25 protein-coding genes, 1 pseudogene and 1 riboswitch are annotated in these 24802 nt (G+C 62.5%); of the genes and pseudogenes, 14 read left to right on the top strand and 12 right to left on the bottom strand.

Features of this window, described 5'->3' with window-relative positions:
- Positions 1 to 138: 138 nt before the first annotated feature.
- Together AC1DF8_RS00410 and AC1DF8_RS00405 are read left to right on the top strand one after the other, a co-directional pair.
- Positions 139 to 1026 (top strand): LysR family transcriptional regulator, encoded by an 888-nt coding sequence (locus tag AC1DF8_RS00410; protein WP_477994503.1) that lies wholly within the window; start codon positions 139 to 141, stop codon positions 1024 to 1026.
- Positions 1027 to 1163: 137 nt separating this feature from the next.
- Complete coding sequence (locus AC1DF8_RS00405; protein WP_477994501.1) at positions 1164 to 1901, top strand: SDR family oxidoreductase; 738 nt, start codon at positions 1164 to 1166, stop codon at positions 1899 to 1901.
- A 115-nt stretch (positions 1902 to 2016) separates the two neighbouring features.
- On the opposite strand, the gene AC1DF8_RS00400 is transcribed toward AC1DF8_RS00405, so the two are convergent.
- Positions 2017 to 2493: a hypothetical protein gene (locus AC1DF8_RS00400; protein ID WP_477994500.1), complete on the bottom strand. Its 477-nt coding sequence runs from the start codon at positions 2491 to 2493 to the stop codon at positions 2017 to 2019.
- A 180-nt stretch (positions 2494 to 2673) separates the two neighbouring features.
- Complete coding sequence (locus tag AC1DF8_RS00395; RefSeq protein ID WP_477994498.1) at positions 2674 to 3471, bottom strand: class I SAM-dependent methyltransferase; 798 nt, start codon at positions 3469 to 3471, stop codon at positions 2674 to 2676.
- Between AC1DF8_RS00395 and AC1DF8_RS00390 the strand changes: the two genes are divergently transcribed.
- Positions 3470 to 3757 (top strand): hypothetical protein, encoded by a 288-nt coding sequence (locus AC1DF8_RS00390; RefSeq protein ID WP_477994497.1) that lies wholly within the window; start codon positions 3470 to 3472, stop codon positions 3755 to 3757. The genes AC1DF8_RS00395 and AC1DF8_RS00390 overlap by 2 nt on opposite strands.
- Positions 3758 to 3910: 153 nt before the next feature.
- On the opposite strand, the gene AC1DF8_RS00385 is transcribed toward AC1DF8_RS00390, so the two are convergent.
- Entirely contained in the window at positions 3911 to 4096 is a 186-nt protein-coding gene (locus AC1DF8_RS00385; RefSeq protein WP_018115767.1) for a hypothetical protein, read from the bottom strand.
- 380 nt (positions 4097 to 4476) lie between these two features.
- On the opposite strand from AC1DF8_RS00385, the pseudogene AC1DF8_RS00380 reads away from it, so the two are divergent.
- Positions 4477 to 6506, top strand: a pseudogene (locus tag AC1DF8_RS00380) (ATP-binding protein).
- 327 nt (positions 6507 to 6833) lie between these two features.
- Here AC1DF8_RS00380 and AC1DF8_RS00375 read toward each other — a convergent pair.
- Positions 6834 to 7778, bottom strand: a complete 945-nt coding sequence (locus AC1DF8_RS00375) for an AEC family transporter (RefSeq protein WP_113015288.1) — start codon at positions 7776 to 7778, stop codon at positions 6834 to 6836.
- Between the two features lie 108 nt (positions 7779 to 7886).
- Here AC1DF8_RS00375 and AC1DF8_RS00370 point away from each other — a divergent pair, with 108 nt between their 5' ends.
- Complete coding sequence (locus tag AC1DF8_RS00370; protein WP_477994494.1) at positions 7887 to 8783, top strand: LysR family transcriptional regulator; 897 nt, start codon at positions 7887 to 7889, stop codon at positions 8781 to 8783.
- Positions 8784 to 8815: 32 nt separating this feature from the next.
- Here the strand turns inward: AC1DF8_RS00370 and AC1DF8_RS00365 are convergent, their stop codons facing one another.
- The 3 genes from AC1DF8_RS00365 to AC1DF8_RS00355 all read right to left on the bottom strand — a co-directional run bounded on the left by AC1DF8_RS00365 (position 8816) and on the right by AC1DF8_RS00355 (position 13586).
- A complete protein-coding gene (locus tag AC1DF8_RS00365; RefSeq protein WP_477994493.1) occupies positions 8816 to 9637 on the bottom strand; it encodes a M15 family metallopeptidase in 822 nt (273 codons plus the stop codon).
- A 52-nt stretch (positions 9638 to 9689) separates the two neighbouring features.
- A complete protein-coding gene (locus AC1DF8_RS00360) occupies positions 9690 to 10634 on the bottom strand; it encodes a DUF3616 domain-containing protein (RefSeq protein ID WP_477994491.1) in 945 nt (314 codons plus the stop codon).
- A gap of 327 nt (positions 10635 to 10961) precedes the next feature.
- On the bottom strand, positions 10962 to 13586 hold the full coding sequence (locus AC1DF8_RS00355) for an ATP-binding protein (protein WP_477994490.1): 2625 nt from the start codon (positions 13584 to 13586) through the stop codon (positions 10962 to 10964).
- 155 nt (positions 13587 to 13741) lie between these two features.
- Here AC1DF8_RS00355 and AC1DF8_RS00350 point away from each other — a divergent pair, with 155 nt between their 5' ends.
- Together AC1DF8_RS00350 and crcB are read left to right on the top strand one after the other, a co-directional pair.
- Positions 13742 to 14029 carry a DUF4242 domain-containing protein gene (locus AC1DF8_RS00350; protein WP_018115774.1) on the top strand — a complete coding sequence of 96 codons (288 nt, stop codon included), beginning with the start codon at positions 13742 to 13744 and terminating at the stop codon, positions 14027 to 14029.
- A 364-nt stretch (positions 14030 to 14393) separates the two neighbouring features.
- A riboswitch (Fluoride riboswitch) is annotated at positions 14394 to 14455 on the top strand.
- Positions 14456 to 14532: 77 nt separating this feature from the next.
- Entirely contained in the window at positions 14533 to 14964 is a 432-nt protein-coding gene (gene crcB / locus AC1DF8_RS00345; protein WP_113203861.1) for a fluoride efflux transporter CrcB, read from the top strand.
- A 31-nt stretch (positions 14965 to 14995) separates the two neighbouring features.
- Here crcB and AC1DF8_RS00340 read toward each other — a convergent pair whose 3' ends face one another.
- Positions 14996 to 16078, bottom strand: coding sequence for a MerR family transcriptional regulator (locus AC1DF8_RS00340; RefSeq protein ID WP_477994488.1), 1083 nt, complete (start codon positions 16076 to 16078; stop codon positions 14996 to 14998).
- 262 nt (positions 16079 to 16340) lie between these two features.
- On the opposite strand from AC1DF8_RS00340, the gene AC1DF8_RS00335 reads away from it, so the two are divergent.
- Positions 16341 to 16766, top strand: a complete 426-nt coding sequence (locus AC1DF8_RS00335; RefSeq protein WP_477994486.1) for a GNAT family N-acetyltransferase — start codon at positions 16341 to 16343, stop codon at positions 16764 to 16766.
- Between the two features lie 181 nt (positions 16767 to 16947).
- Here the strand turns inward: AC1DF8_RS00335 and AC1DF8_RS00330 are convergent, their stop codons facing one another.
- Complete coding sequence (locus AC1DF8_RS00330) at positions 16948 to 17655, bottom strand: hypothetical protein (protein WP_477994484.1); 708 nt, start codon at positions 17653 to 17655, stop codon at positions 16948 to 16950.
- A gap of 264 nt (positions 17656 to 17919) precedes the next feature.
- Here AC1DF8_RS00330 and AC1DF8_RS00325 point away from each other — a divergent pair, with 264 nt between their 5' ends.
- Positions 17920 to 18678, top strand: coding sequence for an SDR family oxidoreductase (locus AC1DF8_RS00325; protein ID WP_477994482.1), 759 nt, complete (start codon positions 17920 to 17922; stop codon positions 18676 to 18678).
- A 140-nt stretch (positions 18679 to 18818) separates the two neighbouring features.
- Positions 18819 to 19145, top strand: coding sequence for a hypothetical protein (locus AC1DF8_RS00320; protein ID WP_018115780.1), 327 nt, complete (start codon positions 18819 to 18821; stop codon positions 19143 to 19145).
- A gap of 37 nt (positions 19146 to 19182) precedes the next feature.
- Here AC1DF8_RS00320 and AC1DF8_RS00315 read toward each other — a convergent pair whose 3' ends face one another.
- The gene (locus AC1DF8_RS00315; protein ID WP_477994481.1) at positions 19183 to 19821 is read right to left on the bottom strand and encodes a glutathione S-transferase family protein; all 639 of its coding nucleotides are present in this window, start codon (positions 19819 to 19821) and stop codon (positions 19183 to 19185) included.
- Between the two features lie 207 nt (positions 19822 to 20028).
- Positions 20029 to 21273, bottom strand: coding sequence for an MFS transporter (locus tag AC1DF8_RS00310; RefSeq protein WP_477994479.1), 1245 nt, complete (start codon positions 21271 to 21273; stop codon positions 20029 to 20031).
- Positions 21274 to 21342: 69 nt separating this feature from the next.
- Between AC1DF8_RS00310 and AC1DF8_RS00305 the strand changes: the two genes are divergently transcribed.
- Entirely contained in the window at positions 21343 to 21756 is a 414-nt protein-coding gene (locus tag AC1DF8_RS00305; protein ID WP_477994478.1) for a helix-turn-helix domain-containing protein, read from the top strand.
- Between the two features lie 165 nt (positions 21757 to 21921).
- Positions 21922 to 23295, top strand: a complete 1374-nt coding sequence (locus tag AC1DF8_RS00300; protein ID WP_477994477.1) for a TIGR02594 family protein — start codon at positions 21922 to 21924, stop codon at positions 23293 to 23295.
- A 61-nt stretch (positions 23296 to 23356) separates the two neighbouring features.
- On the opposite strand, the gene AC1DF8_RS00295 is transcribed toward AC1DF8_RS00300, so the two are convergent.
- Positions 23357 to 23689 carry an HNH endonuclease gene (locus tag AC1DF8_RS00295; RefSeq protein ID WP_477994475.1) on the bottom strand — a complete coding sequence of 111 codons (333 nt, stop codon included), beginning with the start codon at positions 23687 to 23689 and terminating at the stop codon, positions 23357 to 23359.
- A 303-nt stretch (positions 23690 to 23992) separates the two neighbouring features.
- On the opposite strand from AC1DF8_RS00295, the gene AC1DF8_RS00290 reads away from it, so the two are divergent.
- Together AC1DF8_RS00290 and AC1DF8_RS00285 are read left to right on the top strand one after the other, a co-directional pair.
- A complete protein-coding gene (locus tag AC1DF8_RS00290; RefSeq protein WP_477994473.1) occupies positions 23993 to 24541 on the top strand; it encodes a phosphatase PAP2 family protein in 549 nt (182 codons plus the stop codon).
- Positions 24542 to 24559: 18 nt separating this feature from the next.
- Complete coding sequence (locus AC1DF8_RS00285) at positions 24560 to 24706, top strand: hypothetical protein (protein WP_477994472.1); 147 nt, start codon at positions 24560 to 24562, stop codon at positions 24704 to 24706.
- The last annotated feature ends 96 nt before the right edge of the window (positions 24707 to 24802 follow it).

The raw sequence follows: 24802 nt of genomic DNA, 5'->3' as shown, positions 1-24802 counted from the left end.
GTTGGGGAGGGGTCTTCGAAAATGCTGCGATGATCGGGAGGATCGGTATTCTCACCATTTCCATTCCCTCAGAGAATACCAACACCCGCCCCGACATGCTAAAACCCACCCACACCCATCCGCGCACGGAGCGCCGCATTGGACAGACTCGCCGCCATGGAAACCTTCGTCCGCGTGGTCGAGGCCGGCTCCTTCTCGGAGGCCGCGCGGCAGATGCATGTGGGGCAACCGGCGGTCTCCAAGACCATCGCGCAACTGGAGCAACGACTCGGTATCCAGCTCCTATTGCGCTCCACGCGGGGCCTTACGCCCACCGAAGCCGGGGAGAGCTATTACGAGCGGGCCAAGCGCACGATCGAGGAGGCTGATGAGGCCGATCATGCAGCGCGCGGCGCCGGTGCCAGCCTTTCCGGCCGGCTGCGCGTCAGTGCAGCGCCGGCCTTCGCCAGCCTGCACATCATCCCGCATCTCGGTGAATTCCTGGGCATGCATCCCGGTCTTGACATGGAAGTCGTGCTTGATGACGAGCGTATCGACCTGATCGAGGAGGGCATCGACATAGCCCTCAGAATGGGCGATCTGCCGGATTCTGCGCTCACCGTGCGCAAGATCGGCCAGTCGCCGCGCATCGTCGTCGCAGCACCCGCCTATATCGACGGGCATGGCGAACCAAGCCATCCCGCCGAACTCGGCCAGCACCAGAGCGTGGTCTATGCCAAGGGTTTTGGCCGCGATGCCTGGCTCTTCCGCAAGGATGGAGCGGAAGTGCCTGTCACCATGCGGGGACGCCTGCGCGTCTCGGCCGCAGAGGGCGTGCGTTCGGCGGTACTGTCGGGCATTGGCCTTGCCGTCGCCTCGGAATGGATGTTTGCGCCCGAGCTTGCCGATGGCCGCGTCAAGCTGCTGCTGACGGACTGGAGCCTTGCGCCGCTCGATCTCTGGGCCGCGTTTCCGGCAGGCCGTGGTGTGAGCGCCAAGGCGCGCGCCTTCGTGGCCTTTGTCGAGGAAAAGCTCAGCGCGGCCTGAACCGTTCTTTCCATTCCTGACGGGAATAAGTCCTAGTCGCGCCGGCTTTCTACTTCGCCCGCACCAAAGCCCATAATTTCTACCTCGTGTTCAACGAGCGACGGCAAGAACCGGCGCTGTGCAGAAGGAATGAGAACATGAGCAGGAAGCTGGAAAACAAGGTCGCCGTCATCACCGGCGGCAGTGCGGGCATCGGTCTCGGCGCGGCAAAACGCTTCGTCGACGAGGGCGCCAAGGTGTTCATCACTGGCCGGCGACAGAGCGAACTCGACAAGGCCGTGGCCGAGATCGGCGGCGATGTCACCGCCATTCGGGCCGATGCCGCAAGCCTTGCGGATATCGACCGTGTCTACGAGATCGTCGGCCAGAAGGCCGGCCGCATCGACGTGCTCTTTGCCAATGCCGGCATTTATGAATTCGGCCCGCTCGGCGAAATCACCGAGGAGCATTTCGACAAGACCTTCAATACCAATGTGCGCGGCGTGCTCTTTGCCGTGCAGAAGGCGCTGCCGCTTCTGTCCAGGGGATCGTCTGTCATCCTCACCGGCTCGATCGCCTCGATCAAGGGCTTCCCGGCCTTCTCGGTCTATGACGCCACGAAGGCGGCGATCCGCTCGTTCGCGCGCGGATGGATCATCGATCTCAAGGGCCGCGACATCCGCATCAACGTGCTAAGCCCCGGCCATACGGAAACGCCCGGCCTCTCGACGCTCGCCGACCAGAGCGTGCGCGACATGATGAAGGCCAATGTGCCGCTGGGGCGCATGGGCACTTCAGATGATCTTGCCAAGGCTGCGGTTTTCCTCGCGTCCGAGGACAGCAGCTATATTACGGGGATCGAGCTGTTCGTGGATGGTGGTGTGGCGCAGTTTTGAACCGCGGGATGGAGAGAGGTGAGGCGGGACGACTGCCGAACCTCCCGCATTCCCTCGTAGTGCAGGTACGAGGGATGGTTCAGGAATGGCGGAAAGCGGGGGCGCGTGCARCCCATCAGCCGTAACCAATCATGCTGCAGGTATATTTGCTGTAAGTGCCATAGTCCGTGATCCAGCCATCGTCCTCGAATTCCGGCTTGCGCCCGGATTCGGTGATGACCTTCAGATCCTTGCCGGTGCGCTGCAGGATATTGTCGTGCACCGTCTTTGCTTTTTCCGGGAAAGTGAAACTGTAATAGAAATCCGACATGCAGCCACCGCCGGCGTTGAGAGCATAGATCGGCAGGCTGAACTGGTTGAAGCGGCTTCCGAAATATTCTCCAACCGTATTGACCACCACGGGTGGTCCTTCCTTCGAGGTGCAGGTCGCCGATATCCTGCTTTCCATGGCCTTCAGGCTTTGCCTCGTCGCGTCGGGCAGGGCGAGGTTGTTGATCAGCATTTCCTTGTTGTCGGCGTTATAGGAAAGCCCGCCTTCGCCAAAGGCGCAATCAACAGGGTCGGGGAAGAGTTTCTCCGCCCATTTGTCCACGGCAATTCTTGACGTTGGAAGAAGAGCGGCAGTCGAGAAAAGCATTGCAACCGACATGCCCTGTAAACTGAAAAGAAATGAAAGCATTTATATTCACCCCAAACCCCAGATGCAGGTTGCACGGCGGGAGCGAATTTTCAACACGAAATTTCTCTCGGAATCTCGGGAGATGAGTTGCGGTTAGCCCGCCTTGCGGCTGAGAAACAACCCCGTCTCCTTGCCCACCTCCAGCACGCCGTCGCCCGCCCGGAACGCCTCCGATATCGCTGCCCGAAACGCAGCAAGCTCGGCTTCGCTCGCCCTGTCACCGGGTGGATAGGAGGTCAGCGCCAGGAACACGTCTTCCGGCTCCGTTATCCGCATGTGGGCCGGGTGCTCCGCCATCGTCACATTGCCGAACTGCGCCTGCATCAGCCGTTCGGCAGTCTCGTAGCCGAAGGCGGCACCGGCGGGGTCGCAGGGCGGGCTGCCGAAGGCCGTCGTCAGTTCGTACATGCCGCGCATGTTGTTCGCACCATTGGTCGTCACCGCAAGGTGACCGCCCGGTTTCAGCACGCGGTGCATTTCGGCAAGCGCCTTGGCCTGATCGGCCACGTGGTAGAGCATGTGCATGGCGATGATGGTGTCGAAAGAGCCGTCTTCGAAGGGCAGGGTGGTGGCGTCGGCCTGCTGGCCGGTCACGCGGACAAAGGAGAGCGGGTGGCAGCGTTCGAGCGCTTCCTGCAGCATGCCGGGGGAGAGATCGGCGAGCGTGAGGTCGAGATTGTCGGGCAGGTCGGCGGCGACCGAAGCCCAGAACCAGCCGGGGCCGCAGCCGATATCCAGCAGGTGATCGCCGGCTTTAAGGGGAAGCTGCTGCGCCACCCAGGGAAACCAGCCGGTTTCGGCAATTGTATATTCCCGGTTCAGGCGCCCGCGCGCGGCAAGTTTCTTGCTGTCGCTATATTGCTCGGCATTGCCCGTGGTGATGGATGGCATGATCGGCCCCTGCTCCCCTCAGTCGCATGGCATGAATGCGGCGGCCTATTCTGCAACTTTGCGGCGTAGCAGACAATTGCCATATCTGGTGCCATATCTGGCCTTCGACCACGACCGCACGGTTGCCGCTCTCAATCGCAACTGCTACCTCACGCGCACGGCCATCGCCGGCCTTGAAGGAGATATTGTGAAGAGCCCCATTTTTCTCGTCATCGCGAGCGTCGTCATTCTGGTGGCGATCGCCGGCCTTGCGATCAGCTCCGCCCGACTGATCGGATTGTTCTAGATCCCTGACAGGCCGGCAGGCGCCCGTCGCTGGTGATCCGGTGACGAAGGAGGCAAAGCCCGCAAAGCTTCAGCCCTCCGTCCTGTCGGGGCGGATCTTCAGTGTACTCACTTTGTATTGTTGATCTTTTTGCGCAGAGGGCGCGGCTGTCGGCTAGCGGAACTTCGGCTCGCGGCGGGCGTTGTGCAGGAGTTCGCTGGCGGTCGCAAAGCAGCCGAAGAGTTGCAGCAGCCGCTTTTCCTCCTGGCTATCCAGCCGGTGCCGGCTGCAGAATTCGGTCACTGACCAGACTTTGGTAAGGGCATCGGCATCGACATGGGTTGGCTCTACGCGTTCCATTGCTGAGTCCTCCTAGGGTCCAAGATACCGATGCCATGGCAAATGGCGACTAACGAAAAAGGATTAGTCATAAACATGCTGCAGCGCAGCGCGCCTTCAAGGCCCGGAGTGGTGGTAAAATGCGCGAGAGCCTTGCTGCATGCCGAAATCCTAAATCTTCGCCCGTCGACCCATTGCAGTCATGCCGCCCTGAACTAGTTTCCCCGCCTGTCGTCGCGTAGGCGGATCATACCGCTCACAAAGGTCTGTTCTTGAATCAGGATATTTCATCGCCCTCCGGGGAGGGACTGGGAGAAGAAGCGCAGCGCCTGAACGCGCAGGTGCCTGCAGGGGCGAATGAAGCCGATGGTGCGCTTCGGGACGCCGGCGATGACGCGCAGATGCGAAGCGAAGCGCGCTACCGCGCCCTGTTCGAAGCGATCGACGACGGTTTCTGTATCATCGAATTCATCGACGGTCCCGAGGGGCCGCTCAGCGACTATGTGCATATCGAGGCAAATTCCGGCTATGAGCGTCATACCGGCATTTCCGATGTCGTCGGCAAGCGGCTGCGCGAGATCGAGCCTCACAATGCCGAGCAATGGCTGAAGCTTTACGGCGGAGTGCTGGCCAGCGGGCAATCAATCCGGTTCGAGCAGCATTTTGTGGCGGCGGGCCGCTATATCGAGGTTTCATCCTCCCGCGTCGAGCCTGCCGGCCTGCGCCAGGTCTCGGTCCTGTTTCGCGACGTCACTGCGCGCAAGCTCGCGGAGGCGGCGCTGCGCGCCAGCGAAGAGATTTCGCGCGAGAATGTGCAGCGCGTAAACCTGGCACTCGCGGCCGGGGCGATTATCGGCACATGGCTCTGGGACGTTCAGACAAACCGGTTCACGGTGGATGAGGCTTTCGCTCTGGCCTTCGGCCTCGATCCGGCTCTCGGCAGCCACGGCCTCAGCCTGGAACAGGTGATCGATACGGTTCACCCTGATGACAAGGCCGGGCTTGTAACCGCGATGAACGAGGCGCTTGGTCGCGGCGGAGCCTATGCCCACCAGTATCGCACGCGCCGCGCCGATGGCCACTATTACTGGCTGGAGGCCAACGGCCGCGTCGAGCTTGCTGCCGATGGAACGCCGCTGAGCTTTCCGGGCGTGCTCCTCGATATCGAGGAACGCCGCGCTGTCGAAGCCGAGCGCGACCGGGCCGCTGCCGCGCTTCGCGGCCTGAACGATACGCTGGAACAGCGTGTGGCCGAGCGCACGGCCGAGTTGATGCGCGCCGAAGAACAGCTGCGCCACTCGCAGAAGATGGAGGCGGTCGGCCAGCTGACCGGCGGGCTCATGATTTCAACAATCTCTTGGCCGGCATTTCCGGATCGCTGGAGCTAATGCAGACGCGACTGGCGCAGGGCCGCATCGGCGATCTCGACCGTTATCTGACCGCCGCGCAGGGTGCGGCCAAGCGGGCGGCGGGCCTGACGCAGCGCCTGCTTGCCTTCTCGCGCCGCCAGACACTCGATCCGAAACCGGCCGTCATCAATCGGCTGGTTTCCGGCATGCAGGATCTGATCGCCCGTAGCGTCGGTCCGACGATCGCGGTCGAGACAGCCCTTGCCGGCGGCCTCTGGGCCACCTTCGTCGATACCGGGCAGCTGGAAAACGCGCTCCTCAATCTCTGCCTCAATGCCCGCGACGCCATGCCGGAAGGCGGCAAGCTCACCGTCGAAACGGCCAATCGCTGGTTCGACGAGCGGGCAGCGCGCCAGCGGGGGCTCGCTCCCGGCCAGTATGTCTCGCTCTGCGTCAGCGATACCGGCACCGGAATGGCGCCCGATATCATCGAGCGCGCCTTCGATCCGTTTTTCACCACCAAGCCGATCGGCCAGGGGACGGGTCTCGGCCTTTCCATGGTGCATGGCTTTGCGGGGCAGTCTGGCGGCACGGCGCGCATCTATTCCGAGCTCGGCAAGGGCACGATGATCTGCATCTATCTGCCCCGCCATCTCGGCGAGGACAGGCACGAGGATGAGGTGGCCGACACCGTGACGGAGCCGCTTTCCGCCGGTTCCGAATCCATTCTCGTCGTCGATGACGATCCGCTCGTGCGCATGGTGGCTGTCGAAATCCTTCAGGAACTCGGCTACCGGGTGCTGGAAGCCGGAGATGGATCTGCGGCGATGCGTATCATCAATACCGGCCAGCCGATCGATCTCCTGATTACGGATGTCGGCTTGCCCGGCGGCATGAACGGCCGCCAGCTTGCTGACGCCGTGCGCTTCAGCCGCCCGGATCTGCGCGTGCTGTTCATCACCGGCTATGCGGAGAATGCGGTGCTGAACCACGGCCATCTGGACCATGGCATGCAGGTGATGACGAAGCCGTTCCTGAGCGATGCGTTCGGGCGGCGAGTGAAGGATCTGCTGGGGAAGTAGGACAGCGATCTTGCCATCGGAATGAGGAGGGTTGGGTTAGCGCCCGGAGCCCCCTCATCCGGCCCTTCGGGCCACCTTCTCCCCGATGGGTAGAAGGGGGAGCCGCCGGTACGATCTGCGGAGAGACACGATACCTCGATGCGCAGGACGCAGCCGCGACACCCCTTCGCCCCAACGGGGAGAAGGTGGCCCGAAGGGCCGGATGAGGGGGCGACGGGCACTGCGTGCACCTTCGACTATTCCTGTAAGAAGCAGCAGAGGGATGACGGGAACGGAGGTCGGCCGCCTGCCCAAGGCAGGTCGCAGATCAAACTCGGAAAAATCGCTCTACACCCGCCCCGCCAGCGCCAGATAGGCTGAAATCGTCAGCACCGAAAGCACGGTCGAGGCGAGCACGACGCGGCCCGTCAGGCTTGCCTCGCGGCCGTAGAATTCCGCCAGCATGAAGGGGCCGGTGCCGGTCGGCAGGGCCGCGAGCAACACGGCGGTATGGGTGGCGGTCGGCGGCAGGTTGAGGAGGGGCGCGGCGATGACCCAGGTGACGGCGGGCTGGGCAATCAGCTTCAGGCCGACGATTATGCTTGTCGTCGTTGCGCGGGCGCTGGTTTCACCGGCCCTGGTGCCGGCCAGAAACAGGCCGAGTGCGATCAGCGCGCAGGGCGAGGCGGCGCCGCCGAGCAGCTTCAGGAAGGCATGAACGGGAGCGGGGAGCGTCACACCCGAAAACATCACCAGCGCGCCGAGGGCGGGCGCGACGAGCAGCGGGTTTTTCGCAAGCGAGCGGGCCGTCTTGATGGCGATGTCGCGCCGCCGGGTCTCCGATTGCAGCCCGCCTTCGATGAGGATGATGGCGACGGCAAAGAGCACGCAGACGGTGAGGATGGTGGAGATCAGCACCGGCGCCATGCCGGTGTCGCCGATCAGTGACAGGACGAGCGGAAAGCCGATGAAACCGGTATTGGCATAGCTGGCATTCAGCCCGTCGATCGCCGCATCGGCGAGATGCCGGCCTTTGGCGATGCGCCAGAAGAGCGTGGCGCAGAAGATGACGGCGCAGCCTGCGGTAAATGCCGTCATGAAGCCCGGCTGCCAGATCTCGGCGGGTTTGGCATTGGCCATGATATCGAAGAGCAGCGCGGGCAGGGCGAGATAGACGACCAGCCGGTTGACCTCGCGCGTGGCATTTTCACTGAGCGCCCCGGTCTTGCGGGCGATCCAGCCGGCGAGGATGAGGGCAAAGATCGGCAGGACAATCGAAAGGTTCGTCAGCATCAGGGGTAACTCGGGCGGGTCTTGCTTGAGGGCGATCCTTGCCTAGCGTGCAGGATCAAGATAATCCAATGTCATCTTGAGCACTGATTGATACTTCTGAGGTATCGAATGGACACGCGCCATATGCGCTATTTCGTGGCGCTCGCCGAAACCCTGCATTTCGGCCATGCGGCTCAGCGCATGAACATGAGCCAGCCGCCCTTCAGCCGGCAGATATCGGCCATCGAAAAGACGCTTGGCGTGCAGCTCTTCGAGCGCAATTCGCGCAATGTCGCGCTCACACCCGCCGGCCAGCATTTCCTTGCCGATTGCCGCGCCGTGCTCGAAGGCTTCGATGCCGCCTGCCGCGATGTGCAGCTGGTTGCCAGCGGCATGAAGGGCGAGCTGAAGCTCGGCTTCATGATGCATGCCGCCCATAGCGTCATTCCAGCTCTCGTGCGGCTTTATTCGCAGGCGCGGCCGGATGTGCGCCTCATCCTGGAAGAGCGCATTCCGACCGATATCGAGGAGATGCTGGCGGAGGGAACGCTCGATGCCGCCGTCACTTTCGGCGGCGGTCCGGCGCCGCATCAGCGCACGCTGCTGCTTGCCCGCGACCGGCTGTGCCTCATCGTGCCCCGGGGCCATCGGCTGGCTGAGGCCGAGACTATCGGGCCGCAGTCGCTTGCGGGCGAAAGGTTGATCGCAGCACCCGCGACCGTCGCGCCGACGCTGCGCACGGCGATCGGCCATTATTGCGCGGCTGGCGGCGTCGTGCCGCATTTTGCCTTCGAGCCGCGCCTGCAGCACACCATCATCCGGCTGGTACAGGAGGGGCTGGGCGTGGCGCTGATCCCGCAATCGCTTTGCGATGATCTGGCCGAGGGCGTGGTGTCGAGGACGCTCGACGACGCCCCGGAATTCGAAGTCGTGCTCTGCGCACCGCTCGCCGCCGGGAACCCGGCCGTGCCACAATTGTTCGAGGTGGCGGGCCACACGGGCAGTAGCAAGAACAAGGCCGGCTGAGGCCGCCGGCCCAGTACATCTGAAAGAAGAGTTCAGAGGCTTTCGGCGGCGACTTCGAAATGCATGCCGTCTTTCGTGGTGAAGTAACCGCCCCAGTAAAATCCGTTGGCATTGGGAATCGCGACCATCTCGCGCACGCAACCGCGATCTCCCATCAAAGCGGGTATGGTTCCCCGTGCGTTCCACGTCGCGTTGATGTCGAAGGCGGTTCCCCATGCATGATTGGATAAATTCTCGGGAACAGCCTTCGTCTTGCCCCGCTTCAGGCGGGCATTGAAACTGCCGTCGAAGGTCAGGATCCGGTTTGCGAGCCCGGCCGCGGCCCATTCAGAGAAAAGCTTGGCGAGCCGCGTCGTGTGGTTCTTGTGGAAACGGATGCGTCCGTCGGTTTTCGTGACGCCCGAATCCAGGGGAATGACGCAGTCTTTCAGCTCCGGAATGTTCACGGTCGTTATATTGCTCGCCTCGAAACCGTTGGTGATCGTGATGTGCTCCGGATTGCCGGAAACCGGGCTATGATTGAACTTTATGACACCGCATTTTGACTGCATGTCCGCGGCGCTTGGCGATGACAGGCCCGGCTTCTTCTTTGGCCAGTCGATACCCTTTTTTGCCGGGTCCGGATCGAAATCGGGTTTGATATCGGCATGCGCTTCGGAAATCGCGAAACATTGGTCGTCAAATGTCGGACTTTCCGGAAGCCCGAATTTCCTCCGGAAGCGGATGACCTCTTCCTTGGTTTTCCTGCCGTAGGAGCCGTCCGTGCCCAAGGACGCCGATAGCTCCTGATTGAGATATTCCTGAAGGCGGCGGACGTCGTTACCGAACGCGCCGACGGACAAAATGTAAGCCATGCCTTTCCCCTCCCGATGGCACTTGCCTTGCCGGATCAAACACTGGCGAAACTCAGAATCTCACGTCGATGGCCGGAAAGAAGGCGTCCTTGGGCGGATCCTTGTCGGCGCAGGCCACTCCCTTGATCATCGCGCCGCCGCTGTCACTGAGGATTTCGCCCTCGTGATCGTTCCAGACCATGATCGCTTCCGGCGTCATTCCCGAGAAATCCGCATCGGGACCTGGTGTCACGCGGCCATCGGCATTTCCGTCCCACCAGAAAAGCTTGGGCGGAGGATTGCCGCCATCGGGTTCGGAGCCGGCAAGCACGAGATAGCGGTTGCCGACCCGCTCAATGTCACGCACGCCGCGGCCGGTCGTTCCCGGTCCGTCGGAAAGGTCCATCGTGACGACCTGGGTAATTATTGGAGAGCCCGTGTCCCCGGTGCCCAGCTTGACCAGCGGCATCGGATTGGCGAGCTCGAGCACGATGGCGCGGTTATCGGGCACGGGTCCGCGCAGGCCGATCAGGAGATGTCCTTCGGGTGTCGCCGCCAGGCCTTCGATGTTGACGTGGGTCTTTAAATCATCCTCGCTGAGCTTCAGCGCTGCGGCCATATCCGCGCGAAGATTGCGGTAGACCTCGCCGGAACCGGACAATGTCCCGTCGGCCGATACGGTCGTTGCAAACAGTTCCTTGCGCTTTTTCTTGTCTTCGCCGCTGCTGTTCAGCGAATGGGACGTCAGCCAGAATATGGTGTCGCCGATACGGGCGGCGCCTTCGATGTCGGTGACATCGTCGACCGGGAATTTCGCCACCGGCTCAGGCTTCCCCCGCTCATAGATCATGATCGCGGAGAAATCATCGCTCGCGACGGCCATATGCGACTTGTCGACCATCGCTGCGGCCGAGGCCTCGCAAATGCCTTGATATAGATGGTTCGCCGCATTGGCCGCCAATGGGCCAAGGAAGGATGAAAATGCGGCCAAGAGGATCACGCGGCTCTTATTGCTCATGCGACAAGCCCCCGTTTCGATGTTCAGCCTCCCGGTGGGGTGGCATTTTGTAATTAAACTATCGTGGAAGGTGCGCGTCAAGATAATCTTTAATAATTAATCTGGCTATACTTTTGCCGCGCGGTCGGAAAGCTTACGGTCGATCTATAGTTCTGTGAACAGCTCGGCAGTCGTAAATAAAAACCCTCCTTTCGAGCTTGTTTGCAATATGTCCGGATTGGAAAATATTATCGGCATTACGCACGGCGCTGCATCGGCAATGCCTGTTGCTGGCCGCATTGCGGAGTGATCCTGATGGACGGCGCGGTCCGGGCAGGGGCGTGCTTTCTACTGCAGTAGCCGCAGCCTGCGCCCCTCGGCCGCCGCCTGGCCCCTCGATTTCGCATTCAGCTTGGCGAGGATCGAGGAGATGTGGTGATCGACGGTTTTGGCCGAGACGAACAGGCGCGCGCCGATCTCGGCATTGGAGCGGCCCTCGTCGATCAGCCGCAGCACGTCCATTTCCCGCGTGGTGAGGCCGGCGGCGTTGGCCTGGGTGCTGGCGCGGGGGCCGCGCGTCGCAAGCCGGCCGCCGCGCTTGCGGATCAGCTCCTTCACGTGGGTGACGACGGCAGTGGCGCCGAGGGCTTCCAGCATCGCCAGGGCCCGGTAGAGCGCGTCATTGTCGCCGTCGAGCAGGGCGAGGGCGGTGAGATAGGGCGCGCGGCGGTCGGTCCAGATATCGGCAGCCTCCTGCCATCGGCCTCGCAGCGTGGCGATCACGGCTGCGTCGCCATCGTCGCCGTCAGGCGCAAGGCCGGTTTCTTCGAGAATATGCGCCCAAAAGCCGATCATCGAGCCGGCGGCATCGTCGCTGCAGAGGGAAGCGGCCTGCCGCAGACCGGCGAGCGCCTCCTCCCGGTCGCAGAGGCCGAGCCAGGCGCGCTCGGCCACCAATGCGGCATGGGCGGACAGGCGCTGGAACTCGAAGGTGTTTTCGAGGAATTTCGCCATTTCCTGCAAGAGCTCGTCCGCTGGTTCGCCGCACCGCGTTTTCAGCGTCGCCAGCGCCACGAGCGAGGGGTAGCGGCATAGCGCCGGGGCGTTCTGGTTGTCGACCACGGCTTGCGCCGCGGCCGTTGCTTCGTCCCAGCGGCCGAGGACGGTCAGCAGTTCCGCAAGCTCGCCGCGCATGTAGTCGCGCCATGTATCGAGGTCATGCTCGATGCAATAGGCGATGCCCCGCGTCAGCACATCCTCGGCGACATCAAATGCGTGGAGCCGGATTTCCACCCAGGCGCGGTTGGTGAAGGCACGGGCAGCATGCTCCTGGAAGCCGTGGTCGAGAGCGATCGCCAGCGCCTGATCGAGCGTTTGGCGGGCGCGGCCCGGCTCGCGCCAGCAGATGGCGGTGCCGACGTTGTTCAGCGCATGGCAGAGGACCTCGGGCCTGGCGATGTCGTCCGATGTCACCAGCGCGATGGCGCGCTCGCCGTAGAGTGTGGCGGTTTCGGCGTCACCGGCCAGCATGCCGAGCTGCGACAGGTTGGAATAGCCCATGGCGAGCTCGGCGGGGCTTGCGGCCTGCTCCAGCACGTCAACCGCCTCGCGGCCGAAGGCATCGGCGCCCTTGCGGTCTCCGGCAAGATAGCTCAGCCGCGACAGCCAGCGCAGGTTGTCGCCGACATGCCTGATGTCGCCGAGCGCCCTGTAGAGCGCAAGCGCGCTGGTTTGGGCGGCAATGGCCCGTTCCATCTGGCCGGTCAGGTGGCATTCGAAGGCATAGCCCTCGTAGAGGCAGGCGCGGGTGGCATCGCTCAGGTCGCCGGCATGGGCGAGCGCCAGCTCGTAATGGCGCATCGCCTGCCGGTGGGCGCCGAGTCTGCCGGCATCGGCCGCAGCCTTCGGGGCGAGCTCGGAGATCGCGCTCATGTCCTGCGCTTCGTTGGCATGGTGGACCATGCGCGCGACCGAGGCCTCCGGCCGGTCGCGGAAATAGGCGAGCGCCTTTTCATGCAGCGCCCGGCGGCGCAGCGGCGGCAGCGATTGCTCGATGGCCTGCCTGGCGATCTCATGGCGGAACATGAGGAGGTTGCTGCCCTTGCCACCGGCTGGCACCAGAAGCCCACAGGCGGTGCAGGCCTCGAGCGAGGCGCGGGCGGTGCTGCCGCAGATCGCCTCGATCAATTCGGGCGCAAAGGCATCGGGCGAGGTTGAGGCCGCCCAGAGCGCTTCCCTGTCATGCTCGTCAAGGATATCGGCCCGCGCCAGCACGGCATCGCGGATGGTTGTCGGCAGCTGGTCGCGGTTGAATGGCGGCAGGCTGTCGCTGCCGGCGCAGTCCACGAGCTCGCTGACGAAATAGGCATTGCCGCCGGTGGCGCTGAAGATCGCTTCGCCATCGAGGCCCTTGCTGTCGGCAAGCTCCAGCACGGCGGCCTTCGACAGCGGCGGGACGGTGATGCGCAGCCAGTGGGCGGGCGGAATATCGGCCAGCAGCCGCCTGAGCCGCGTCTGGCCCGGCGTATCGTCATTCCGCGCTGTTGCGACCAGCAGCAGGCAGGTGTGGCGGATGCGCCGGCCGATATAGCGGATGAGGTTCAGCGTGGCGTCGTCGGCCCAGTGAATATCCTCGATGACGAGCAATGTCGGCCGGCCGCCATCGGTCAGGAGATCGAGCACTTCGGAGAAGAGGGCGATCCAGTTGCCGCCCGTGACCCTTGTCAGCGTCCAGCGGGCTTGCCGGGCAATATCGCGCCAGGGGCCGAGCGGCTCGGCCGTGCCGAAATTCTCGCAGGCGCCGGAGAGAACGCGGGTATCCTCGGGCACGGCGCCGGCAAAGGCTGCGGCGAGGGAGGATTTTCCCGCACCCGCTTCCCCTTCCAGAAGCACGACCCTGCCACTGCCGTCGGCGGCTTCGCGCAACAACGACTGAAGATGATCGAGATTGGGGGCGCGCTCGATTAGCCGCATGGCGGATTATTGCCAGCATCGTCGGCGGCTGGGAATAGGGGAGCGTGTCAAAATAGGGCGGCGAGCCCCAGAAAATGGGGAGATATCCCGATGCGCCGACACCGGCATAGGCCTAGCGTCCGTCTCGTCAACATGGATGCGAACAGGAGGTCGCCATGCCCAGATATCTTATCGAACGCAATATTCCCGGCGCAAGCAAGCTCACCTCGGAAGACCTGTGCAACATTTCCGCCAAGTCGAACCAGGTCGTCGAGGGTCTCGACCGGCCCTATACCTGGATCACCAGCTATGTCGCCGGCGACAAGATCTACTGCGTGCATGAGGCCGACAGCGCTGAAACCGTCTACCGCCACGCCCGCGAAGGCGGCTTCCCGGCCGATCTCGTGAGCGAGATCGCCTCGGAGTTCGGTCCCCAGACGGCCCGGCAGACCATGCGCGCATGAGTTACCCCGCCGGCTGCAACGCGAGGGGCGGCGGCCGGCGCTTACCTCGTTCCCTCCTCGGGCAAGACCGGGGAGGGAATGGGGGGATGAAAGTGCAACAGAAGGAGCTGCATTCGACACGGCCACCCTGTTTCCTCGTGCTGGCACGAGAGATCTCAAAGCGACCAGCCTGCCCAAGTCCTTGGCCAGGAAAGATTTTTTTCCACTCCCATGGTAGATGAGTCTCTCGCCGCGCTGGCGCGCCGCTGCCGGATCTCTTTGACAGCCCTCGTGCCCGCATGAGGAAACAGGAATGGGGAGGGTTGGAGCCTGCACCGTCACGCAGTCCACCCCTTGCCACTTCACCGCAGCTCGCGCTATAGATCGCCCCGATGGGGATGGAGTGCCCCCGAAACCGCCCACAAGGCTGATGACTCCTACCGTGTTTAACCGCGGTGGGAATCTGTCCGGAGCCCGCCGCAAGGCGGGTTTTTTATTGCCCGCCCTGATGTTTTGGAGCGAGCATGTCCTTCTATACCTGCCTTATCGTCATGGCCGGCGGTGCCCTCGGCACCTTCGCGCGTTACGCCGTATCCGTCCTCGCCATGCCCATCAGCCGCGATCTGCCCTGGGGCACCGTTATCATCAATGTCACGGGCTCGCTGATCATCGGCCTGTTCAGCACGCTGACGCTCGCCAATGGCCGTTTTCCGGTCTCCGACAATATGCGCCTCTTCGTGATGATCGGCCTCTGCGGCGGCTACACCACCTTCTCTTCCTTCAGCCTGCAGACGCTCGACCTGCTGCGCTCGGGCGCCACGGTGCGGGCCTGCATCAATGTCGCTGCCTCCGTCGTGCTCTGCATCGGGGCGGTGGCGGTCGGGCATCTGATCGCCACGCGGATCAATGGCGGGATGGCGCAAGTGGCGCAGGCGGCGATCGAGGAGCAGGCGTGAGGCGGGGCAGGGACGTCTGCCTCGTGACTGATCACAGCGAGGGGCGAATGAAGATGCCTCCGAATCTTCCGTCTGCCGCCAGCGCGAAACTCCATTCGAGATGGCCGTTGTCGAAGGCTACGTCGTAGACATCCCAGCCTTCCGCGGTCACGCCCTTGAAGGATATGTCCCTGAGCGGCCCCATGCGATCGAGATCGGCCTTGATCATGGCAGCTTGTTCGCGTGCGAGGGCGGCGAGCGGYGGGCTCATCCGCTCATAGTCGGGTTCGCCGCGCTGGTGCTGTTCGATGACCTGTTCCAGCAGCGCCTTGCTGTTTTCCACCGGCTGCTTGTCGCGGATGCGCGTGGCAATCGCCTCTTCCAGATCGGTCGCGGCGCGTTCGTCGATGCGGGATGCTGCCTGTTCATAGCCGTGCTGGTGCAGCACGAGGCCGGTGACAGCGCCGCTTTCGTTGCGGGTAAAGGTGATCTGTGCCTGAACCGCCTTGTAGAAGAAGCGGTCGGCATCCTCGGCGAAGATTTCTAGCTCCGGCTGACCGGTCAAGCGCGTGAAGAGCCGCCCGTCGCGCAGGCTTACCACATAGGCCGACGTATCCAGATGATAGTGTCCGGCATAATCGGCATAGAGCGCAGGGTCGATCTTCTGTTCGGTGCGCGGTCGCGCCTGCTCATAACGACGCCAGGCTATGGCATCGGCTGAGGTATCGGTCATGTTCGTGTCCTTTGCGAGCTTCAGCAGTTCATCGATCGAGAGAATGTCGCCTGCGGCCATCTTCGCCCGCAGCGCGTCTGTCATGGCGAGGCTGTGCTGCGTGCGGGTCAGCTGCTCCTGCAGGGCGTGGTTCTGCATGGCGAGCATGCGGTCGAGATCGGTCGCGTGGCCGGCGAGCAGCCGGGCGATGTCCTGCAGGCTGAGCCCCAGCCGCTTCAGCGCCAGGATCTCGGTGAGCCGTGCAATTTCCCTTGTGCCGTAAAGCCGCCAGTTCTTTCCCGTGCGCGGCGGCCGGATGAGCCCGGTTTCCTCATAGAGCCTGAGCGCGCGCACCGTGATGCCGATCCGCTCGGCGCATTGAGCCGCCGTCAGCCAGCTCTCTTCCCGTCCCTTGGCGTCCATCAGGCCTCCCGCGATCTGTCGGAACCGTTTCTAAGCTATGACGCTGGGTCCGGCTCAAGAGGTTTTTTGCGGGTTTTTCCGGTTTCGGCTCGATACCGGGCAAGGCTCAGGTGGTCGTGACGAGAAAATATCGGTTCATGGTCTCTGCCCGATGTTGGCCAGAGGCGTCTATTGCAGGACAGGGTGGGATCAGTACGCTACRGCAAATCCACGCGTAGATGACGGTTGCGATCAAAATGACTGAGGCAAGCAGGCGATGAAAATGCAGTTGCTGCAGGTGCAGGACAGAAACCAGTGGCAGGCATATCACGCGATCAGACGTCACGTTCTCTTCGAACTGCGTGGCCAGGCTGGCTATGATGAGGATCATCCGGACGAGCATCGGGAAAATCATCTTCCTCTGCTGTTCATCTACGACGATGTCCCCGTTGGCACTGTTCGGCTGGATATCGGGCTCGTAGGTGGCGCCCCTGCAACCGTGCGCCTCGTCGCAATCACTCCGCAATATCAGCGGCAGGGAATTGGCAAAGCCATGATGGAGGCTCTTGAACGGCTCGCCACCGACAGAGGCATCACGCAGCTGGAAGTTCACGCCGCACCGGATGCGGTGGCCTTCTACGAAAAGCTTGGTTGGCTGCTCGTCGATGCGGACAGGGCCGTTCCGCTCCTTACAAAGCAGATTTCCTGAAGCGGCATTTGCGCCGGAGCCGATCTTTGCAAAGCTAAGCGAAGGAGATTCGTGGCGCTCTGGCGCACGTCGGGGCGGCGAAGGGGAATTGCGAGGGGAAAGAAATTATCCTGCCCGTGGGAAAACCCATGACAGGTGCAATCGATCCGCCGGGTATGCCGCCCGGCGGATCGAGCGGCCGTTAATTCCCTGCCGAGGTCGGGGCGGAGTCGGACAGGGATTCACGGATCTGGTCAATCTTGCCGTCGGCATCACCGACGCCGAGGATGGCCTTGGCCTCGGCGAGGACTGCCGGGCTCACTTCGCCATGACGCGTGGCTGAGGCGAGCGCATCCTCCAAGGCGTCATCGCCGAGGACGGGATCGTCGACCGAGGGTTCAATGCCGTTGTCGAGTTCGAACTGGGCATAGGCAACCGCGTAGGCAGCAATCGCGGTCATCTTCGGATCGGACGTGTGCAGATAGGCCTTGTAGCTGCGGTTGAGAGAGTTGAGGCCCTTGAACTCGGAGGCGAGGTTCTCGTGCTTGATCTCGGCCGGCGCGTTTTTCGCTGCCAGCGATTTTGTCTTCGCTTCGCCGGATTTGCCCCTGGCTTCGTTTTCGGATTTCGAATTGTCGTGCGATGAATTGCCCGTCTTCGAATTGCCCGTCTTCGAATTGCCGGACTGGTGGCCGCGGTTCTCGTGGCTGCCGCTTTGTCCGCCGCCATTGCCGCCACTATTGCTGCTGCCGTTACCGCCACCGTTGCCGCCGCCATTACCTCCACCATTGCCGCCACCGTTTCCACCGCCCTTTGCCATGGCGGCAATATCGGCGCCGGTGATCGTCAGCGGACTGGAAGCCAAGGCAATCGAAAGTGCGGCTATGGACGCAAGAGTTGCGATACGCATCCGGGTCTCCCTCGCAGGATAATTCATCAAAAATCGTGAGATGGCCGATTCTGGAAAGCGGCCATCAGGATGAGAACGATGTTAGGCGCGAAACGCGGAGCGTGCATCGGACCGAGGTCTGTCATTCGTCGGACCATAGTCCTAGAGAGCGGGAGATGGTTAACGGGTTCCTCGTCGGGCGGCGGGTCGCCGATCGGGAATCGGGTGGCTGCGGGTCTCCATATTTCCTACGCCTCCGTTGCCATGAAAACAGGAGGCTCGGATATGGAACTCGAAGACAAGGTCATCATCATTTCAGGTGCAAGCAGCGGCATCGGGGCGGCCGCAGCCCGGCTGTTTGCCGCGAGAGGCGCACAGCTCGTGCTTGGTGCGCGGCGGGCGCAGACCCTCTCGGAGCTCGTTTCCGAGATCATCGAAATGGGCGGCATGGCCGTGTCCCTAGCTGGTGATGTGCGCGATGAAGCCTATGCGCAGGCGCTCGTCGACCGGGCGCTCGATGCCTATGGCCGGCTCGACGGCGCCTTCAACAATGCCGGCATCGTCGGCGAGATGGGGGCGTTTTCGGAGATGAGCGCTGCCAATTGGGAGGCGGTGATGTCCACCAACCTGACGAGCGCCTTCTTCGCGCTGAAGGCGCAGCTGCCCGTGATGAAGGCACAGCGTAGCGGCTCGATCGTCTTCACCTCGTCCTTCGTCGGATACAGCAATGGCGGCTTGCCCGGCATGGGGGCTTACGCAGCCTCCAAGGCAGGCCTGATCGGTCTCGTGCAATCGGTCGCCGCCGATTACGCGGCCGACGGCATCAGGATCAACAGCCTGCTTCCCGGCGGAACGATCACGCCGGCAGGTGGAGAGAACAACCCCGAATTCCTCGACTATATCTCGGGCCTGCATCCGATGAAGCGGATGGCCGCAGCGAAGGAGATCGCGCAGGCAGCGCTCTTCCTGCTGTCGGACCAGTCGAGCTTCATGACCGGCAGCCCGATGATCGTCGATGGCGGCATGTCTGTTCGGCTGCTCTAGCCGCACTGGTCTCGGGCGGTGGTCGCGCCGCCCGAGGCGGGGAAGTTCGCGGCCATTCCAGTAGGTCGCCAGCGCTTCACGCCGCGCTCGATTCCTGACATATTCGCCGCGGGACAGCCAATCGGTGTGGATATTGCCTCATGAATTCGCAGACACGTGAAAAAAGCAATTTGCGTGCGCCTACCGGGTCGGTCACGGGGCTCTGCTCCGCATCCGCCACCATGTTTGCGGTCGGAATGGCCTTTCTGGGTTACTGGGGTGTCTATGAACAGGGGAGCTGGCGTGCCGTCGATTATCTCGTGCTGATCGTCGCCGTCCTCGGGTTTGCCGCACTTGGTTGCGTGCCCTGGATCGTGACCACGCCTGTGGCCGAGGACGAGCCAGACAAGGTCGCCGTCGCCAGGCGAGCGATGGTACTGGGGACGGGGTTGCTCTGGACCGCCGTCTGCATTGCCGTATTTACCTGAGCTGCCTTGCCAATCTTCGCATGATGCAACTGAAATTCTACTTCCAGAGGGATATTCCTTCCTGCGATATGGCTCGCTGTACTGCCGCGCGGCCCTCCAGGCGACGAGCATGGGAGGTCCAGGCCGGGTAGGCATTCTGCATGTCAATTGGCATGCGATTTCCCCACCTGAAGAATACGAGCAGATAGGGATCAACAATCGAGTAATGCTCTCCGACTGCCCAAACCCGGTCCTTCAATCTGGTTTCTACAAGTGCAAAAGCGGAGGTTAGATGCTCTTTTCCCTTGTCTACCAGCGGCGGGTGCATCGATTCATCCGGTAAGAAAAAGTCGGCACGCCAGATCATGCGGACGGCGACGGCGTGAACCGCGCTCGACAGCCAGTTAAACCATTCGACGGAACGGACGATGTCGATCGGATCCGTTCCCAGGAGCCCGGAATCGGGATTTTCCAGACCGAGGTGCAACAGGATTGCCGGCGCTTCCGTGAGGATGAAATTCTCGGCAGCAAGAACAGGGATTCGCCCTTTCGGGTTCAATCGACGGAATTCCTCAGTCTTGGTTTCTGGATGGCCTGGAGACATTAACGCCAGCGAATAGGGCTTCCCTATTTCCTCCAACAGGATGTGAGGCGCAAAAGCACAGGAGCCGGGCGCCGCATGAAGTGTGTAATGCATCAATTCCTCCGAAGGCTGTACGCTCTTCAATGCGTCCTTGTCGTCAGCGTCATATGGTTGCACCTGCAAGAKGTTTTTGGAAGGGTTGGACCTGTCGGACTTCATGACAGACAGCTCGATAATCGTCGATGGCGGCATGTCGTTACTGCAGCTTTGGTAAAGGCGGCCCCGGGCGTTGGTCGCTCCGCCGAGACAGGTCGGCAATTGTCATGCTCTGGCCGATCTCCGCTCAAAGGCGCCAGCGAAGACGACTGCGATGGCGCCAATCATCAGCCCGCCGGCGAGCAGGAAGGTCAGCTGCATGCCGGCCGAAATCGCTGCCGGTGCCGCATGAATGAAATCCCCCGTGCCGGCGCCATAGGCAAAGACGGCGCCCATGAGGGATGCGCCCGCCATCAGGCCGATATTGCGTGACAGTCCGAGCAGGCCGGAGGCCATGCCGCGCCGTTCCTTCGGCACATCGGCGAGGGCGGCAGTATTGTTGGCGGCCTGGAAAAGCTGGTAGCCGGGCGTCAGCACGATGATGGCGGCAATATAGCCCGCGACATCCAGGATCTGCGGGAGGATCGCCAAGAGGAAGGCGCCGGCGGCGAGCAGGGCAAGGCCGATCGAAAGCACGGCGCGCGCGCCCCAGGCATCGACCAGTCTGCCGGAGGGAACACCACTGACGATGGAAATGACGGAGCCGACCGACATGACGAGGCCGACCGAAGCTGCCTTCAAACCGAGTGCCAGGCCGAGATAGAAGGGGCCGACGACCAGCGTCGCCATCATCACGGCCGCCACCACGATATTGACGACGAGATTGGGGACGAGGCGCTTTTCCATCACGGCAAACATATTCGCCGGGCGCGCCTTGCCCCTGGCCCTGTCAGCCGGCAGCGCCGCGATCGCCAGGATCAGCGCAAGTGCCGCCAGCGGAACCTGCACCCAGAAGATGCCGCGCCAGCCGGCAAGGGGGATCAGCGCGCCGCCGAGCGAAGGACCGAGCGCCGTGCCAAGGGCGGAAACCGTGCCGAGCAGGCCCATGGCGCGGCCGATGCGGGCCTCGCTCGCCGTCTCGCGCATCAGCGCCATCGAGATCGTCATCAGGAAGGCCGCGCCGACGCCTTGAACCGCGCGGGCCGCCATCAGCAGCGGCAGATCGGGTGCCATTGCCGAAAGCAGCGAAGCCACGGCAAAGAGCATGAGGCCCGCAAGCTGCATGCGCTTCAGCCCATAGAGATCGCCGAGCCGACCGGCGACGACGACCGAAATCGTCAAGGCTGCGAGATAGCTGACGACGATGCCCTGCACCTCCGCAAAGGGTGCCGAAAAATCTTCCGCGAGCCTTGGCAGGGCGATGTTGGCGATGCTGGTGCCGAGCGAGGCGAGCAGCATGGAAAGCGAGAGCGCCAGTGTGGCGCCGCGCCTTTCCCTTCGCTCCGATCCATTCATTTCCGCCTGTTCCATATCGATGTCCTCTTGCTTGAAATGTCGTTCAGGAGCAGGCTACGAATTCAAGCCGACTTGAGGTCAAGCATGAAATTTCTGGATATCGGAGAAGTCTCCGCACGCAGCGGAATCAAGCCTTCGGCGCTGCGCTACTACGAGGAGGTAGGGCTCATCACCTCGGTCCTCCGCCACGGGCTGCGCCGCCAGTTTGCGCCCGATGTGCTGTTGCAGCTGAAGCTGATCGCCATGGGCAAGACGGCCGGATTTTCGCTGGACGAAATATCCGGCATGTTCGGCAGGACCGGCGCTCCGGACCTGCCGCGCGCCGCGCTGCACCAGAAGGCCGACGAGATCGACCGCCAGATCCGGGAGCTGACCGCGCTCAGCGACACTCTGCGCCACGTCGCCGAATGCTCCGCGCCCTCCCATATGGAATGCCCGACTTTCCGGCGGCTGGTCGAGGTGGCGGGCAAGCGCGCCCGGAAGGGCAAGGGCAGGTAGTGCTGGCGTATCCTGTCCTGCTGCGCCAGTATAGTTCCAAGATTTCGTTCAGGTTCTGGCGAAGAAGTGAAAAGCTATTCTGCAATATATATTGCACCCTATAAGTGTATCTGGTAATTCTATTTGGCTTCAGCCAGTTTTTCAAAATCGTTCGGGGGAATCGACATGCACAAGGTCATCGATAGCCCATGGGAATTGGGCCAATACGCCAACGAACTGAAAGCCGAAGGCGTCGAAACCATCATTCGCTACTATAATCATACCAATTCGAACAAGCTGCCGCAGAAGCGGATCGAAAAGGCCGAATACGACAACATTCTCGATGCAGGCCTGTCCCTGGCCATCGTCTTTCAGCAGCGCGGCGGTGCGGGCGGCAATATTGGCGATCTCGATGCCGAGTCCGGTGCGAGGGACGCAGCCCGTGCCCTCGATCTTGCCGAGAGCTACGGGCAGCCGCGGAATTCGGCGATCTATTTCTCGGTCGATCACGATTATTACAAGGCGCCGGACCTGGCCTCGATCAGGGCTTATTTCCAGGCTGTGTCGCAGGCGCTGTTCGGCCGTCATCGTGTCGGGGTCTATGGTTCGGGTGCAGTCGGTGCCGCGGTTCGCCAGGCGGGCTTTGCGGACTTCGTCTGGCTGGCAGCGGCAACAGGCTGGTCGGGCACGAAGGACATGCTGAAGACCGACCAATGGGCGCTCTACCAGGTGCATCCGCCGCTGGCCTACAGGGGGGTCGGTTACGACGGCAATATCGTCGGCGGAAAATGGAAGGATTTCGGCCAGTTCCGCGCCAGCGCGGTTTCCGAGGCCCCGATGCTCGGCGCTTCGCCGCTGCTTGCGGCTGCGGTCGAGATCCATTCCGAACTGGCCGAAGTCAGCGCCACCGGCGGGCTCAACCTGCGCCGCGGGCCGGGCGAGAGTTTCGCAGTGGAAAAGGTGCTTGCGCTCGGCACGCCGCTGACCATCCTGGAGCGCAACGGCGACTGGGCCAAGGTCGATCTGAACGGCGACGGCGCTGCAGACGGCTACACGCACGCAACCTTCCTGAAGGTCCTGTCGGGCGGGTTCCCGCTTGCATCGACGGTGGGTGCCACGCCCTACGATAAGGCCAGGGAAGAACTGGCAGAGGGTGTCGCCGAAGTTCCCGGCAGTGGCAACAACCCGCGCATCGTCATGTATCACAAGACCACCAATCACTGGTCCGGAACCGACGACAGCGTCGCCTGGTGTTCCTCGTTCGTGAACTACTGCGTCGAACAGGCCGGCATGATCGGCACCGACCGGCAGGATGCGAGAAGCTGGAAGGACTGGGGAGAGGATGCGAGCGACAATCCCAGGGAAGGCGACATCGCCGTCTTCGCCCGCGGTCCGGCAGGCGGAACGAACGGCCATGTGGGATTTTTCGTCGAGGACCTCGGCGCAAAGCTGAAGATCCTCGGCGGCAATCAGGGGAACAGGGTCTGCTACCAGAACTATCCCAAGAACGGCGATCTCGGCAGTGAGCACTACAAGCTGCTCGGCATCCGCAGAGGCTAGCGACAGGCAGGACAGATGAGATGCCGGCGCGGCGATGAAAGCGCGCGGAGCAACCGCCGCCTTACTCCCGTCGCCGGTTGCTCCGCCGCGTGCCGTCGTAAAAGCCCGGCGGCTTGTTCTTCACCCAGGCGACGAAGGTCTGGATGGCGGGATGGGCGAGCAGGGCCTCGACGGTTGCATAGGAATGTTCCAGTTCCGCTTCGGAAAACTGTGCGTGGATCTGGCGATGGCAGATGCGGTGCAGGACCTGCGTCTGCCGTCCGCCGCGGCTCTTGGGCACGAGATGGTGTTCGTCGCGCTGCCCGGCCGGAACGACCCGGCCGCAGAGCGGGCAGATATCCGGCGCTGGCGCCTCATACCAGGAGGTGACGTCTTGGTTTCTCTTTCGCGGCATGGGGCAAGATTAACGGCAAGCCGGACCGGCGGGCAACCGGGCATTGGCTCCTGACGGGTTCAGGCCGTCCGCCACCAATGGCCCCGGTCGTGGGAACGCGCTGGCGTCCAGGCGCCGCAATGGCCTCCTTCTTCTGCCGGTTCTCGGAGAGGTGGCAGCAAGATTTCCACATTGTGAGACGGCCAGCGCAGCGGTTCGATGGAGATTTCAGGTGCATGTCAGACAATAGAGCTATGTGCTCCGGCTGAGAGATATTTCGGGATTGGTAGGAATGTCTCACAGAGAAAGCAGGGAAGGCATCACATGTATGAACTCGACGCGACAATCACCGGATGGATCAACGGACTGTCCGGGAGTAGCGCCCTAGATCGAATCATGATCATTGTCTCCGCCTATGGTGTACCAATGCTCGTCGTTGCCGTCGCCGCTCAGTGGTGGATTGGCTCGGAACGGTTGAAGACCCGACATGCCTTAGTCGCCGCCGGCCTGACCTTCTTGATCGGCCTTGGCATCAACCAGATCATATTGCTCTTCGACGACCGCATCCGGCCGTATGATGCGGGAATTACGCGGCTTCTGATCGAGCGCAGCGGCGACCCGTCATTTCCTTCCGATCATGCGACGGCGACGTTTGCCATTGCCGCGGCCTTCCTTCTGCACAATCTGCCAAAGCGCGCGCTTCTCTTCTTTCTGGCGGCAATTCTTGTGTCCTTCTCGCGCCTCTACATCGGGATCCACTACTTCAGCGATGTGCTGGGTGGAGCCTTGACGGGCATCCTCGCGGCCGTCATCGTCAAAACCTTCTACAAGCCGGAAACGCGCGTGGACCGTTTCATCACCGGCATTCTCTGAACAAACGAGCTTGCCATCATGCGATGGGTCGAGGCGATTTCTGCTTTTGTGGGGCCCATCCTCACATTGCATATGGGGTTGTCAGCCGTTGCGGGCGCGATCATCGGCGATGGTTTCTCGTTCTGGCTCGGCCGTCATTGCCATAGCGAGATCCTCGGTCGCTGACCGTTCCGAAGACGAATCCTCGACGTTTCGAGAGGAACGAGGCGGTGCCCCGGTTTGGCCCCTCCCACCTGTGGGGAGGGGTTGGGGAGGGGTCTA

The sequence above is a fragment of the Rhizobium sp. 05N49 genome (assembly GCF_056396805.1).
Note: the sequence above shows the minus strand (reverse complement) of the source record. Positions and strands in the feature narration are given on the sequence as shown.